Origin of the sequence: Psychrobacter sp. Ps2, assembly GCF_022129405.1 — a bacterium.
In the GTDB taxonomy this organism is placed as follows: domain Bacteria; phylum Pseudomonadota; class Gammaproteobacteria; order Pseudomonadales; family Moraxellaceae; genus Psychrobacter.
The window spans coordinates 1-15,208 of the sequence record NZ_JADQAM010000049.1 but is presented as its reverse complement, the minus strand read 5'-3'; the positions used below and the strand labels follow the sequence as shown (position 1 = coordinate 15,208).

Annotated in this window: 11 protein-coding genes and 2 tRNA genes; 3 read left to right on the top strand and 10 right to left on the bottom strand. The window is 44.2% G+C overall.

What is annotated here, in order from left to right; genetic code table 11:
• Position 1: 1 nt before the first annotated feature.
• The 7 genes from I3254_RS06030 to I3254_RS06000 all read right to left on the bottom strand — a co-directional run bounded on the left by I3254_RS06030 (position 2) and on the right by I3254_RS06000 (position 9,506).
• Positions 2-916 (bottom strand): ABC transporter permease subunit, encoded by a 915-nt coding sequence (locus I3254_RS06030; RefSeq protein WP_057761128.1) that lies wholly within the window; start codon positions 914-916, stop codon positions 2-4.
• Between the two features lie 133 nt (positions 917-1,049).
• Positions 1,050-2,066, bottom strand: coding sequence for an ABC transporter permease subunit (locus I3254_RS06025; RefSeq protein ID WP_057761126.1), 1,017 nt, complete (start codon positions 2,064-2,066; stop codon positions 1,050-1,052).
• A gap of 195 nt (positions 2,067-2,261) precedes the next feature.
• A complete protein-coding gene (locus I3254_RS06020; RefSeq protein ID WP_201548897.1) occupies positions 2,262-3,902 on the bottom strand; it encodes an ABC transporter substrate-binding protein in 1,641 nt (546 codons plus the stop codon).
• A gap of 459 nt (positions 3,903-4,361) precedes the next feature.
• Entirely contained in the window at positions 4,362-5,990 is a 1,629-nt protein-coding gene (locus I3254_RS06015; protein WP_238052081.1) for a GMC family oxidoreductase N-terminal domain-containing protein, read from the bottom strand.
• 218 nt (positions 5,991-6,208) lie between these two features.
• The gene (locus I3254_RS06010) at positions 6,209-6,535 is read right to left on the bottom strand and encodes a DUF779 domain-containing protein (RefSeq protein WP_110923110.1); all 327 of its coding nucleotides are present in this window, start codon (positions 6,533-6,535) and stop codon (positions 6,209-6,211) included.
• Positions 6,536-6,855: 320 nt separating this feature from the next.
• Positions 6,856-7,884, bottom strand: coding sequence for an alcohol dehydrogenase AdhP (adhP, locus tag I3254_RS06005; RefSeq protein WP_238052080.1), 1,029 nt, complete (start codon positions 7,882-7,884; stop codon positions 6,856-6,858).
• 95 nt (positions 7,885-7,979) lie between these two features.
• On the bottom strand, positions 7,980-9,506 hold the full coding sequence (locus I3254_RS06000; protein WP_238052079.1) for an aldehyde dehydrogenase family protein: 1,527 nt from the start codon (positions 9,504-9,506) through the stop codon (positions 7,980-7,982).
• A 507-nt stretch (positions 9,507-10,013) separates the two neighbouring features.
• Between I3254_RS06000 and I3254_RS05995 the strand changes: the two genes are divergently transcribed.
• The 3 genes from I3254_RS05995 (at position 10,014) to I3254_RS05985 (ending at position 13,451) form a co-directional block, all read left to right on the top strand.
• The gene (locus I3254_RS05995) at positions 10,014-11,960 is read left to right on the top strand and encodes an AAA family ATPase (RefSeq protein WP_238052078.1); all 1,947 of its coding nucleotides are present in this window, start codon (positions 10,014-10,016) and stop codon (positions 11,958-11,960) included.
• 159 nt (positions 11,961-12,119) lie between these two features.
• Complete coding sequence (locus I3254_RS05990; RefSeq protein WP_238052179.1) at positions 12,120-13,268, top strand: type I glyceraldehyde-3-phosphate dehydrogenase; 1,149 nt, start codon at positions 12,120-12,122, stop codon at positions 13,266-13,268.
• Positions 13,269-13,360: 92 nt separating this feature from the next.
• Positions 13,361-13,451, top strand: a tRNA-Ser gene (locus tag I3254_RS05985).
• 105 nt (positions 13,452-13,556) lie between these two features.
• Here I3254_RS05985 and I3254_RS05980 read toward each other — a convergent pair.
• The 3 genes from I3254_RS05980 to I3254_RS05970 all read right to left on the bottom strand — a co-directional run bounded on the left by I3254_RS05980 (position 13,557) and on the right by I3254_RS05970 (position 15,207).
• Positions 13,557-14,288 carry a hypothetical protein gene (locus I3254_RS05980; protein ID WP_238052077.1) on the bottom strand — a complete coding sequence of 244 codons (732 nt, stop codon included), beginning with the start codon at positions 14,286-14,288 and terminating at the stop codon, positions 13,557-13,559.
• Positions 14,289-14,611: 323 nt separating this feature from the next.
• Positions 14,612-14,941, bottom strand: coding sequence for a hypothetical protein (locus tag I3254_RS05975; protein WP_057761113.1), 330 nt, complete (start codon positions 14,939-14,941; stop codon positions 14,612-14,614).
• Between the two features lie 190 nt (positions 14,942-15,131).
• A tRNA-Asn gene (locus I3254_RS05970) sits at positions 15,132-15,207 on the bottom strand.
• Position 15,208: the final 1 nt, after the last annotated feature.

Here is a 15,208-nt window from a genome sequence, read left to right as displayed (position 1 = left end):
CTTAAGTCACCTGCTTTAATTTAGGATCTAGCGCATCGCGTAAGCCATCACCAGTCAGGTTAATCGATAGTGCAGCCAAGAAAATAGCAACACCCGGCCAGATTGCTAGCCAAACATTACTTTGAATATATTGACGTGCCGTACCTAGCATCGCGCCCCATTCGGCATCAGGTGGCTGTACGCCAAAACCTAGGAAACCAATCGCACCCGCTTCTAAAATAGCAGACGAGAAAATCATCGTTGCCTGTACGATAAGCGGTGCCATACAGTTGGGCAAAATAGTAATGAACAACAATCTGAGCACGCCAGCGCCCATCACTTGTGAAGCAATAAAGTACTCACGTTGGAGCTCTACCATTGCTGTGGCACGAGTCAGCCGAATAAATGGCGGTGTACAGACCAGTGCAATCGTAATAATCGTATTGGTCATAGATGGCCCTAAGATAGCGGCAATGATAATCGCCAATAGCAAGCTCGGATATGACATCAGGATATCATTGACCAACATGACCGCCTTGCCCCAGACCTTTGGCCAAAATGCTGCACTCAGACCTAAAGAAATACCAACCAACATCGCCAGAGTCGTTGCGCTTAGACCGATAAATAATGAATAACGCGCGCCATACATCACTCGAGACAATGTATCTCGGCCTGCATCATCAGTGCCTAGCCAAAACATCGCATTGCCGCCATCTAAAAAGGCAGGTGGCAATTGCTCTTGACCGGTGAACAGCTCGTAAGGATCGTGAGGGGCAATAGCAGGCGCAAGTATGGCAACTAGAACCATCAATGCCAGTACGATAAAACCAATCACGGCGCCTTTGTTTCGGCAGAACGTCGATAAAAATAGCTGCCAAGATGACGGCGGTGTGGCTGCCATCAGATTGACATCAGAGGGGAGAACAGAAGGCTTCATGAGCATTTCCTATAGTGGCTAGCGCAGTGACATTTTTTAGAATCTTATTCATAAAAAAGTACTAAGCATTGCTAAAACTTCACTTGAGCGCTAATCATCACTATTTATAATGTGAGTATTTATCAATGTTGAATTAAGAAGTATGGCGAATACGTGGATTGATCAGACCATACAAAATATCAATAAATAAACTAACCAAAATCAGAGCGGTGGCGACCAATAAAATACCGTTTTGTACAATAGGGTAGTCACGAGTGAAAAACCCATCGAGTAGCCAATTACCAACGCCTGGCCAACTAAAGATAGTCTCGGTAATAATGGCACCTGCGAGCAATGTTGCCATCTGTAGGCCAACGACTGTAACCACAGTAATCAAGGCGTTACGCATTACGTGGACTAGTATCACTCGGCGTGGAGATAAACCTTTGGCTCGCGCTGTACGCACGTAATCCTCATCTAGTACCTCTAGCATCGCAGAGCGTGTCATCCGTGCAATCATCGCTAACGGAATGGTCGATAGAGCAATAGAGGGCAATATAAAGTGTTTGACCACGTTCCAAAACGCGCCAGGTTCTCCCGAGCTTAGTGAGCCGAGTAACCATGAGCCATACAGTGGCTGCACATCTAAAAACTGTGCGACAGATATCACACCAGCGACGGGCAGTAGACCTAAATAATGAGCGAAGATACCAGTCAGGATGGGACCTAGTAAATAGATGGGCATAGAGTAACCTGCCAACGCGCCTGACATTAGGGTGTAATCAATCCATGTACCACGGCGCAGGGCAGCAAAGATGCCTAAGCTGACACCAATGACACTAGCGATGACAATAGCGCATAACGCCAACTCTAAAGTAGGAACAAAGTGGGCAAAAAAGTCTTGTAATACGGGCGTACGAGTACGAAAGGACTGACCAAAATCACCTGTTAGGATGCCAGTCAAATAATCCCAATACTGGGCAACGAGTGGTTTGTCTAATCCTAGCCTTTCTAAGGCACGAGCATGTAGCTCGGGATCGACCATACGCTCGCCCATCATAATCTCTACCGCATCTCCAGGTACGAGACGAATCAGAGTAAAAGTGGATAGCGTTAGGCCAAGATAGACGGGTATTAAAATGGCAATACGACGCAGAATATAAAGTAGCATGGGCTGCTCAATAGTTGTGGTTCAATGATTAGAGTATTAGCGATGATGAAGAGATCCGTGACAAAGTGCTTAATTCATATTGTTCATATCATTCATATAAGTGCGGCTGGAGCAGAGTATCTGACCCAGCCGCACTTATATGAATGAATAAAATGAATAAATTGCTTATGTTGTAACGGAATTAATCAGTCAAGGTTATTCAACTTTTACACCATCGAAGCGTATTGAGCCAAGTGGGCTGATTTTATAATCGACCACATTTGGTGCGGTGAATACCGTCACTACCGAATGCGCCATTGTCGTCCAAGGAAGCTGCTCTTTGAATATCTGCTGAGCTTGCTCGTATTCACTGACACGCTCATCTTGATTGTTAATCTGACGGGCGTTGGTCACCAAATTATCGAAGTCTTTGTTACACCAGCGCGAGTAGTTATTGCCACCGACTGCGTCACAAGACAGTAATGAGCCAAGCCAGTTGTCTGGATCACCATTATCGCCAGTCCAGCCGGCTAGAATGACATCAGGCTCGCCTTTAGCAGCGCGTTTTAGGTACTCGCCCCACTCATAAGTCACAAGCTTGGTATCGACGCCAATCTTCGCCCAATCTGCTTGTAGCATTTCAGCCATTAGCTTGGCATTTGGGTTGTACGGACGCTGAACTGGCATATACCATAGATTGATAGAAAGATTATCCGCGCCAGCTTCTTTGATTAGTGCTTTTGCTTTTTCGACGTCGTAAGGCGCATCTTTAAGTGACTCATCATAGCCCCACTGCGTTGGCGGCATTGGATTGGTTGCCTTGAGGCCTTCGCTCTGATAAACCGCATTGATAATAGCGTCTTTGTTGATCGCCATATCTAATGCTTGACGCACTTTAAGATCGCTCAGTTGAGGTTTTTCTACGTTATAACCGACATAGCCGACGTTGAAGCCAGGCTGATCGAGAACAGTGGCTTTACCTGATTTTTTGACAGATTCGATTTCGGCAGGTTTTGGATAAGCGGACACATGACATTCGCCAGCTTGCACTTTCTGTGCACGAACTGCCGAGTCTTTAGTGATGACAAACACTAGGTTGTCGATATAGATGTCGTCTTTATTCCAATAGTCTGGGTTTTTGGTATAACGAATTTGCGCGTCTTTTTGATATGAGGTAAAGACGAAAGGTCCAGTACCGACTGGCTTAGTATTGATATCAGCAGCATTGCCAGAGGCTAGCAATTGATCTGCGTACTCAGCAGAACCAATATAAGCAAAAGGCATCGCTAGGTTCTGTAGGAACGGCGCATTGGTTTCGCTAAGGGTAATTTTTACCGTATAGTCGTCAACCTTTTCGATATTAGAGATAATATCAGGTAGCCCCATGCCGACCGAATATGGGAATTCAGCAGGATAAGCTTTGTTAAATTCAAAGTCTGGGTCAGTGATACGTTCTAGCGTAAAGACAATGTCATCCGCGTTGAAATCGCGAGTTGGAGTAAAGTAGTCAGTTGTACCGAACTTAACCCCTTTGCGTAGATTAAAGGTATAAGTCTTGCCGTCTTCGCTAATATCCCAGCTCTCCGCAAGTCCTGGTTGAATCTCAGTTTCCGCTCTTTTGAATTCTACCAAGCCATTATAAATAGGGAAGGCACTCGCATCAAAATCCGTACCAGAAGTATATTGCGCTGGATCGAATCCAGCAGGGCTACCTTCTGAGCAATATAGCAATGTTTTGGCAGCTTTAGCGTCTGAGCTAGCAGCAGAGTCGTCAGTAGTTTTGTTGTCTCCACTACAGGCGCTGATACCTAAGACAAACGTCGCCAACATCGTAAGTTTGAAGAGTGATTTTTGCATTATTACATCCTATGTAATGGTAGGTAGGTACTCATGTATCCATATGTTCGTACTCGATTATGAATACGATGAGAAAGCGTTTAGTGACCTCTAAAGCATCTATCTATAAAATGTTTCATATATACAAAATAAAACATATTAAAGGTTGTTATAACTTTAAATTATATAGATGGAAACTAAAAATATAAACAAGTCGTTAGAATATACTCTCTTAATCTGTGGTAATGCAAGCTATAAATAGACTAATTTTGATAAAAAGTGCACGGTTTTGCCGTATTTAGCATCAATAAGATATTAAATACTAAATTCTATGGCTTTATGTTTGTTAATTTTCAATAGCAAAGAGACATACCTTTAAATTGCTAGCCAGTTACAATTTTACTAATTGTAAACAATTAGAAATGATAAAGTTATGTCTCTTTAAAGCAATCAGCTATAAGCAGTTTGCCCAATACAGCATCAAATAGGGCCATGATTCGCCTTAATGAGATCGGCTATTTTTTCGGCAATCATGATAGTTGGCGCATTGGTATTGGCGCTAATAAGCGTTGGCATCACTGAAGCGTCGATAACTCGTAGTCCGCTCACACCTCGTACCTTCAACTCCAAATCAACCACAGAGCTGTCATCTGAGCCCATGCGGCAAGTGCCTACTGGGTGATAGATGGTATCTGACTTATTTCGGATATAGCCGAGCATGCCATCTTTTTCGAGGTAAGGGGCAGGGTAGTCTTCAGTGATGTACTTAGCGAGTGCGGACTCTTGCATAATGGCTCGAGTACGCTCGGCACCAGCTACCATATACTCTACGTCTTTCGGGTGTGATAGATAGTTTGGATCGATCAAGACAGCATCGGAAGGGTCGGCTGAGTCCAATCTGACAGTACCTCGACTTTCAGGCCGTAAGTAGCAACTGTGACAAGAGACAGCAAATCCGCGTCTGAGATCGCGACCGTGCTCTATCACGCGTGAGATGACAAAGTGCAGCTGTGTATTTGGCCACTCCTTTGGATCGTCACCGACGCTAAAGAACGCACCCGCTTCTGCATAATTGGTAGACAGCAGCCCTGTACCATCTTTTCTCCACTGCTGAATACTTTTGGTCAATGTCGCAATCGATGCCATGCCAATACCGATGACATCAGTCGTATTGACCTCGTAATCGAACACTACATCGAGGTGATCCTGCAAGTTACCACCGACATCAGGTGCGTCTACCACGACGTCAATGCCATGCGCCTGCAAATGCTCTGCGGGGCCAATTCCTGACAGCATCAGTACTTTGGGTGAGCCAAACGCGCCACCTGATAGGAGAACTTCATGGTTTGCCATGACCGTATGTTCAACGCCGTCTTTTTCGTAGACCACGCCCGTCGCCTGATTGTCTTCAATGATGATACGGTTGGCTTGCGCATGAGTGATGACGGTTAGGTTAGAGCGGTTTTGGACAGGATGTAGATAGGCGGCAGCAGCAGAACAACGCTGACCTTGTTTCTCACCATGAAAATGGGTGACTTGATATAGCCCTGCACCGTCTTGCTTATCGCTATTAAAGTCTGTGTTGTGATCCAGACCGTTGGCAATGGCGGCTTCTACAAAGGCCTTTGAGATGTCACGTGGACTGAGTAAGTCACTGACATGCAGCGGTCCGCTATCGCCATGCAGCTCGCTACTGCCATGGACGTTGTTTTCAGCTTTGATGAAGTAGGGCAGCACATCGTCAAAACCCCAACCCACACAGCCTTGATCTACCCAGCGCTCATAGTCTAGCGCACTGCCGCGTGTATAAATCATGGCATTGATGGCAGATGAGCCGCCCAAGCATTGTCCACGTGGTTGAAAGCCGCGTCGGTCATTTAAGTGTTTTTGCGGGGTAGTATGGAAGCACCAGTTGTTTAGCTTAAGTGGTTTGCCAGGAACCATTAGAATCAGACCAGCAGGGATACGCACGGCCAAATCTTTACCATCGCCGCCATATTCTAATAAGCAGACACTGATGTCTGGATTTTCGGTGAGACGACTGGCCAGTACACAGCCTGCGGAACCACCGCCGACGATGACATAATCAAAGGCTTTGTCAAATTCCATTTTATATTCCTTATAGCATCCATGCTAATAAAAACGAGCGTTTCAAAATAACTTACGTCTTACAATATCTACTATTTTGCCGAAATAATAAAATAAAAATGACTAGAGCGTGTAGATAGAGAAGATAGACTATCAATAGGAGCCTATTGATAGGTTTTTTGAGGGTATTTAGCAGTATTTATCATCATTTCGAAATAAGGGCCTGCTCTAACAGCCATTTATATTGAGCAAATTTCTGAACGTACAATAAAGCGTTTACCCTCAGGGATTTCTAGCGAAAAGCTGGCGCCACGCCCGTCAACCACATCAATGGTCAAATCCGTATTTTGCCATAATTTGTGCTGCGCCTTGCCCATATAAAATGGACAACCAGCAATCTCACCGACCAATACATCTTGGCCGCCTACCTTAAACTCACCTAGCGGATAACACATGGGGGAGCTACCATCACAGCAGCCACCAGATTGATGAAACATCAGCTCACCGTGCTTGGATTTCAGTAGTTCGATTAAGTCTATACAGGACTCTGTCGCTTTGACTTTCATGATGATTTCCTTATCATATAGAATGTAATTGTAGAAAACGTCTCATTAGCTATGAGCGTCTTATTAAGTATAAGTGTCATACTGGATGAGAATATAAAAAGCCGTATCGTTTTCACTCACATCATTTATAGCATGTGAATGAAGACGATACGACTGATGGTTTGTGATTAAATGTGTGACGCATTAAGACAATGTCAGAATCTCACAAGCAATATAGTCAATCCTCTATAAAAGAGTTACAGCGTTAACCTCACTTGAGGTATCACATATACATCTGCGCTCGGTTGCCTTGACTCTCTTTTAAACTGAATCAACTATAACTACATACTGTAGTCAATCACAATGCGACCTTCGATTTTACCTTGACGCATGCGCTCAAAAATATCGTTGATATTTTCTAGTGGTTCAGCAGCAACGGTTGCTTTTACTTTACCTGCTGCGGCCATGTTCAACGACTCTTGTAAATCTAAACGCGTACCGACGATCGAGCCACGAATAGTAATACCGTTGAGTACGGTATCAAAGATAGAGACAGGGAAATCACCCGTTGGTAAACCATTAAAGACGACAGTACCACCACGTCTGACCATACTGATTGCCTGATCAAAGGCAGTAGAAGATACCGCTGTGACTAGCACGCCATGAGCGCCGCCGATTTCTTCTTTTAGATACTCACCAGGATCAGTGTTTCTAGCATTGACTGTGATAGTCGCGCCTAGCTTTTTAGCAAACGCAAGTTTCTCATCGTCGATATCAACAGCAGCGACGTTAAGTCCCATTGCTATTGCATACTGTACTGCCATATGACCAAGACCACCGATACCTGAAATAACGACCCAATCACCCGGACGAGCTTCGGTCATCTTAAGGCCTTTATATACAGTAACACCTGCACATAAAACAGGTGCAATCTCAATCGAGTCGACCCCTTCTGGGATGATTCCGACATAGTTAGCATTGGCCAGAACATATTCTGAAAAACTACCATTAACTGAATAGCCTGCATTCTGTTGACGTTCACACAACGTCTCCCAACCGCCTAAGCAGTGGGTACAGTGACCGCAAGCAGAGTACAACCAAGGTACACCAACACGATCACCTTCTTTAACATGCGTGACGCCTTCGCCTACAGCCGTTATCAAGCCAACACCTTCATGTCCTGGAATAAATGGTGGACTTGGCTTTACTGGCCAATCACCTTCGATAGCGTGTAAGTCGGTATGACAGACACCTGATGCCTGCATCTTGACGACAATCTCACCAGCGCCTGGCGTTGGAATATCAACCTCTTCGATCTGTAATGGTTGATTAAACTCATGTAATACGGCCGCTTTCATCTTATTACTCATACTATTCTTCCTTGTTGTATTTCTTGAATTTAGATGTCTTGTGAACATCTTACATACACCTTATCAACCAATGACAAGGTGCTTTATGGATAGGCCTAAAAGAAGCCCATCGCATTTTGATCGTAAGAGACCAGCATATTTTTGGTTTGTTGATAATGATTGAGCATCATCAAATGGTTCTCGCGGCCAATCCCTGACTGTTTATAACCACCGAATGCCGAATGCGCCGGATACAGATGATAGCAATTGGTCCACACACGACCTGCCTCAATACCACGACCAAAGCGATAAGCTTTATGCACATTACGCGTCCAGACGCCTGCGCCCAATCCATAAAGCGTATCATTAGCGATACTCATCGCCTCCTCATCATCCTTAAATGTTGTCACTGCCAATACCGGTCCAAAGATCTCCTCTTGGAACACACGCATATCGTTCGTGCCTTTAAACATCGTCGGCTGCACATAATAGCCCTCGCTGATACCGCCATCGTGCTGAGCACGTTCACCACCGACAAGAACCTCAGCACCTTCTTGTTTACCGATATCCAAGTAAGACAGGATTTTCTCTAACTGATCGGAGCTGGCTTGTGCGCCAATCATGGTATCGGTATCCAGTGGATTACCCATTTTGATCGCTTTGACACGTTCGACACAACGCTCAATGAACTTGTCATAGATGCTCTCATGCACAAGGGCACGAGATGGACAAGTACAGATCTCGCCACTGTTAAGCGCAAACATCACGAGGCCTTCGATAGCTTTATCTAGGAACTCATCATCTTCGTCCATGATATCGGCGAAGAATACATTAGGACTTTTGCCACCTAGCTCTAGCGTGACAGGGATGATGTTTTCACTAGCGTACTGCATGATCAGGCGACCTGTGGTGGTCTCACCTGTAAAGGCGACTTTATTGATGCGCGGATTTGACGCAAGTGGCTTACCCGCTTCGACACCAAAGCCATTGACGACGTTTAGCACGCCTTTTGGCAAGATATCAGCGATACCAATAGTCTCAAGCATGAACAGGATAGAGGCAGGGGTTTGTTCAGCAGGCTTTAGGACGATACAGTTACCTGCAGCAAGCGCTGGCGCCAATTTCCATACGGCCATTAAGATAGGGAAGTTCCAAGGAATGATCTGACCGACGACGCCAAGGGGTTCATGAAAGTGATAGGCGACGGTATCGTTATCGATTTGACTCAGTGTGCCTTCTTGCGCACGAATGGCACCAGCGAAATAACGGAAATGATCAATAGCTAAGGGAATATCGGCGGCCAGTGTCTCGCGTACGGGCTTACCGTTCTCGTAGCACTCAGCAATAGCGATTGCTTCTAGATTGGCTTCCATACTATCAGCGATCTTAAGCAAAATATTAGAGCGCTCTGTCACGCTAGTTTTGCCCCAAGCGTCTTTAGCAGCGTGAGCGGCATCCAATGCCTTTTCGATATCCGCTTCTTTAGAGCGTGCCACTTGACAGATCACTTTGCCATTAATGGGGCTTGTGTTATCAAAATACTCTCCATCGATAGGAGCGGTCCACTCGCCATTAATAAAGTTATCGTATTTTTCGCGGAACTGAACAGGGCTACCTTCCGTATTGGGATTTGCATACAGCATGAAACACTCCTTGTTGTGTTGTTTGTTTTATCGGATAATACAAGCGCAATTTTATCTATCCTAATATCTGTTATCGCAAAACAATATCAGTTGATGTTGTGATTGATTAACATCAATTGCTCTCTGTACACGTTTCATACTACTCGGCTTCTGCTGATAATCATACTAAAATTTCATAATGACTGATGAGTTAACACATAACAGGAAGTTTGCTTTAATGGCCATGATTTTATTGCTGTAAAGCCTAGAATGCATAGGCTTGGTATTTATGATCAAAGCAGATACTTTACGGACAAAATTAAAAGATAAGCTATTGATTTTTTGCATTTATAAAAAATAAAGCATTTTTTATCTATATTCTATTGACAATTGTTTATTTTATTGTCGATACCTCAAGGTTGCACAGCCCGCAAATTTTAGGTGATTTTAGGCAAATGTTGCGTTTTTTTCCATTATGATGATGGTTTTATTATTCTCTTTTTTCACATTACTGGCTGGTTTGAATCTATGCGTCAATCTTCTGCTCTCGATATCTTAAAAACAGGTCAAAATGTCTTTTTAACGGGCTCAGCAGGCTCAGGTAAGACCTATACGCTCAATCAATATATTGATTATCTACGCGCTCGCCGTGTGCCTGTTGCGGTGACTGCCAGTACCGGTATTGCTGCCACACACATGAACGGCACAACGATTCATAGTTGGTCGGGTATTGGTATCAAGGATGAGCTGTCTGATCGAGATTTGACAAATTTATCACGCAAGCAGTTCTTAGCAGACAGACTAAAAGACACGGCTGTGTTGGTTATCGATGAGATATCAATGCTACATGCCAAGCAGCTCAATTTGGTCAACCAAGTCCTCAAGCATGTCCGCAAAAATAACAAAGCCTTTGGTGGTATACAAGTCGTTGTCGCAGGGGACTTTTTTCAGTTGCCGCCCATCGGTAGCAAGGGCGAGAGCAATCGTGAAAAATTTGCCTTTATGTCTGAGGCGTGGCTCGATGCCAAGTTCCATATTTGCTATCTGTCAGAGCAGCATAGACAAGTCAGTGACGCGGCGAATGGCGGGCTTGATCTAGATGATATTCTCAATCAAATCCGTCGTCAGGAAGTGACGTTTGAGGCGATTGCCGCTTTAGAGAACACGCATGACCAAAGCGTCGATATCAAGCGTACCCGTCTCTACACGCATAATCTCAATGTCAATAAAATCAATGACAAAGAACTAGCGTCTCTAGATGGCGAGATGATGCGCTTTGAGGCGACGACCACTGGCGATAGCAAGCTGGTTGAAACCTTGAAAAAAACCGTACGTACGCAAGATGAGTTGATTCTAAAAGTTGGCTCAAAGGTCATGTTTATCAAAAACAATGCCGAGCTTGGCGTGTCTAATGGGACGATGGGTGAGCTGATTGGTTTTGCTGCCGTCAAAGTGGATGACAGTAAAGACAGCAGTGAGGCATTGATCGAAAATAACATTGATGCGGACCGTGAAGATACTGACGAAACCACGGATAAACAGACGACCAAGGGTAAAAAAAGCGCTGCTAAAAAAGAAGCCGATAAGCCAAAAGCAAAGAAAGCGGCGACGCAAAAAATGCCTGTGGTTAGACTAAACTCCGGACGTGAAGTCATCGCTGAACCTGAAGAATGGATCATCGAAGATGAAACGGGCGATGTGCTGGCAAGTTATTTACAAGTACCGCTCTGTCTAGCATGGGCAATCACCATCCATAAATCCCAGGGCATGACCCTTGACGCGGCTGAGATTGATTTATCGCGTACCTTTGAGCTTGGGCAAGGCTATGTGGCCTTGTCACGCCTCAAATCGCTGGCAGGATTGCAGCTGCTGGGTATGAATGACATGAGCTTGCAACTTGATCCATTAGCACGCGGCGCAGACAAGCGATTTTTGGTACTGTCTGACGAAGCTGATGCCAACTATGCCATGCTCGATGAAGAAAGCATGCAGCAGGCACATGAGAAGTTTGTCTTAAAGTCAGGTGGTACGCTCAGTCAATCCGTGATTGATGCCTATGCCACGCTACAAAAAAAGCGCCGCGAACAGCAGCAAGCGCAAATAGATAAAAAGCAAAAACAGGGCAATCAGGTCTCTGATAAGTCAGAAAGCACCTTGCGTGCAACCCGAGTGTTATTGGAGGAGAGTTTGACCATTGCGGAGATTTCACAAGCACGTCAATTGTCACAATCAACCATCATGCGCCATATCGGTGAGCTAAAATCACAAGATCCGAGTCTTGCCTGCGATCATCTGCGTCCAGATGATGAGGTGATGACAGCCGTAGGTAATGCCTATGTCGCCATTAAAGTCGCCAATAATCCAAATGACTTCAATGATGACGGTAGCATCAAGCTGCGTCCGATATATGATCATCTCAAGCAAAGCATTGACTACAATACCATTCGCCTCGCATTGATTTTTATCACCCCATAGTTTTGCTGCCTATAATTTTATTGCCTATAACTTTGTTACCTTTATTTTTATAGGCTTTAATTTTACTATTTTTTAGTATTCAGCAATCATTAGCGCACTCAACGTGATAACGCTCAGTTTTTACCCCCATTTATAGCGATACCCTTTATGTCCGATGTTATGCCTGATTTTTCGAGCGCTACTTATCAATTGACCTCTGACCCGATAGCGGCGACGTATCGTACCACTGGTGAGCACTCACAGCCATTGAGAGTGGCTATCAATGGTTTTGGTCGTATAGGGCGCAATGTACTTCGTGCTTTGTTAGAGCGCTTTGAAGTGTTGGGCCGTGCGATTCATGTAGTGGCAATTAATGATTTAGCGCCAGCGGATATCTTATTGCATTTATTGAAGTTTGACAGCACACATGGCCGCCTCAGTCGATTAGGGGTCAATGCTGAGATTGTAGAGAGTGAGTCAGGTGATATGAGCAAGACTGAGCTCTGTCTCACCAAAAACAATCTGACCTATTGCATTAATATGCTCTCAGAGCCCAATCCACAAAACCTACCTTGGCAGTCGCTAGGGGTCGATGTGGTTTTAGAGTGTACTGGGCATTTTCGCTCGTATGAGCAAGCGACGCTACACATCCATGCAGGCGCACAGCAAGTAATCATTGGTGCAGCACCATTCGATGATGTGGATGCTTGTATCGTTATGGGGGTCAATACAGATGCGCTCACGCTTGAGCTACCGATTATCTCTAGTGTTTCTTGTACCACGCAGGCATTGGTACCGTTGATTGACACATTGGATAAAGCGTTCGGCGTCAAGTCCGCTATGATGACAGAAATTCATGCGGTTACCGCCGATCAGACGGTGCTCGATCAAGCGCATCGAGATCCCAGACGGGCGCGTGCTTCTGGCTACAATATTATCCCAACGACATCCAGTAGTATCGCTGCGACAGAACGGGTGCTACCAGCCATGGTCGGCAAAATAAATGGTCATTCGATACGGGTGCCCACTATCGATGTGGCTGCGATTGATGTCACCTTTGTATTTGATACGCCAGATGTCGATGTCGAGACAGTACGAGAGGTACTTAAATCTGCCAGTCAGGCACATTTGCATGACATCATGGCTTATACCGATGAGCCGTTGGTATCTAGTGACTTTATCCATCAGACTGAGTCGCTAATCATTGATGGTCAGCAACTTATGCAAGTAGGTGGTCAATATAAGGTTTTTGCATGGTACGATAATGAATGGGGTTATGCCAATAGGTTGCTCGATATGTGCTTACATCTGGCCTCAAGCAAGCGATAATGCACCAATTTACAAGTATTCGAAAATTAATTGAATTTTTTTAGTTTAGGGGCTTGCATTATAAAATGATATCTATATAATGATGCACCAATGGAGACGTGGCAGAGCGGTTGAATGCACCGGTCTTGAAAACCGACAAGGGTTAATAGCCCTTCGAGAGTTCGAATCTCTCCGTCTCCGCCAAATTCAAAAAAGCCCCAATCAGCAATGATTGGGGCTTTTTTTTATGGTATTGATACAAGTATTAATTAGTACCTTTTATAAAATCCTCAATAGTAGGTTGTACAGCTACTTCACCAGTGAGTTTTCAAATTCGATTATCTGATCGTCTACTAAAATAAGCATGCCTTTATTAATCTCGATAGTGATGCCACTAGCATTTTTGATAGCGCGCATGACATTGATATCCTCAATGCTACTTTCAATAATGATCTTGCCAGACTGTTCTGGTGCGATAGGTGGATCAAACGTTGTCAAAGGCACATTAAAGTTTTTGCCCTTTGTCAGGTTGGCATCCTTCATGGTCAGCGTCCCTTTAAAACTTTTTATTGCGCCTTTGCCATGATTAGATAGCATAAACTGCATTTTGACTTGATTTAAGCTATCGCTATCACTGGTTTTCACAGGTAGCAGGGCGACAGGGTACATCTGTGCGGTAGCATTAGCTGCCTGACCTTTGACAATAGGACTTTTCCTACCCGTTGGGTTGTTCGGATGCAGCCGCTCGTATTCACGCTGTTGTATCAGCGCTTGCTTAATAGTGGTGCGCGGCATGGCTCCTGATTCATAAGCGTCGCTCAATTTCATGCGCAGCATATATCGGCTGAGTACTTGTTGATCGGCCTCAGACAATTGCTCAAAAGTTTGCCCTAGCTTTTTTTGCCATTGGTCTGAATCTGTCGGTATGGTTGTTTTACTTGGATCAGTCTGCGGCGATGAGCAGCCAGTTGCAATCACTAGCATTGCTACCGTCATGGTTGAAAACAAAGTTTTGTTGAAACGCTGATGTAAGCCCGTCATCGTACCCCTCCTTACAGATCTTTATTATGTTAAAACCTTATAAATAGTCGCGACTATATGTTTAATATACCTTGTTTAAACATCTGTTGTGTTTAGTTATGGCTAACTAAAACCGCAAATATCGCAGAGTACTTAAAAACATACTTACTGTAGATTAAATGTAAGAAGGGCATAACAAGAGGAGAGTTAGAGAAATATCAGTAATGCTTAGACTTTTATAACAGCCACAAAAAAGACCAAGCTCGCGTTAGCAAACTTGGTCTTTTTTATTTTAATACTATTTAGCAGCGTTACTATTAATTAGCAACGATACTATTAATTGTTTAATCGTTGTCTTGTAACTCAGATAGCGGATGAGTGATGTTGTTATTATGAGTCACTACAATCGCTTCATCAATAATATGCTGGCTAACGCCGCGCTTACGTAGCGTTTCGATGAATACTTCATCATGGGCGAGCGTATAATCCTGATGGTCACGATCCAAGCCCTGACGAATATAAAGACGAATAAGCCCTTGAATGCGCTTAAAGCCTAAGTCTGATGACGTCGTTTCTAATAGGCCAATCATTTCTTCAGACAAACGAATACTAATCGGGCGCATGATTTTTTGCGGATGATCAGAAAACTTATTTTTTATACGTACAGGTATCATAATAAACCATTACTTTTAGTGAGTAAGAGCGAAGCACTCAAACAAAAACGAACCCAATCAAAACTAATCTTACCATACAACAAAAATGTCTAAAAGAACACCACAGCCGTGCTAATATTATTAGAAGTAAATATAAAAGACGCAGCAATAAAAAAACCTCCATCAAATTATGATGAAGGTTTTTAGTATATGGCTCTCCAACCTGGGCTCGAACCAGGGACACACGGATTAACAGTCCGTTGCTCTACCAACTGAGCTATTGGAGAA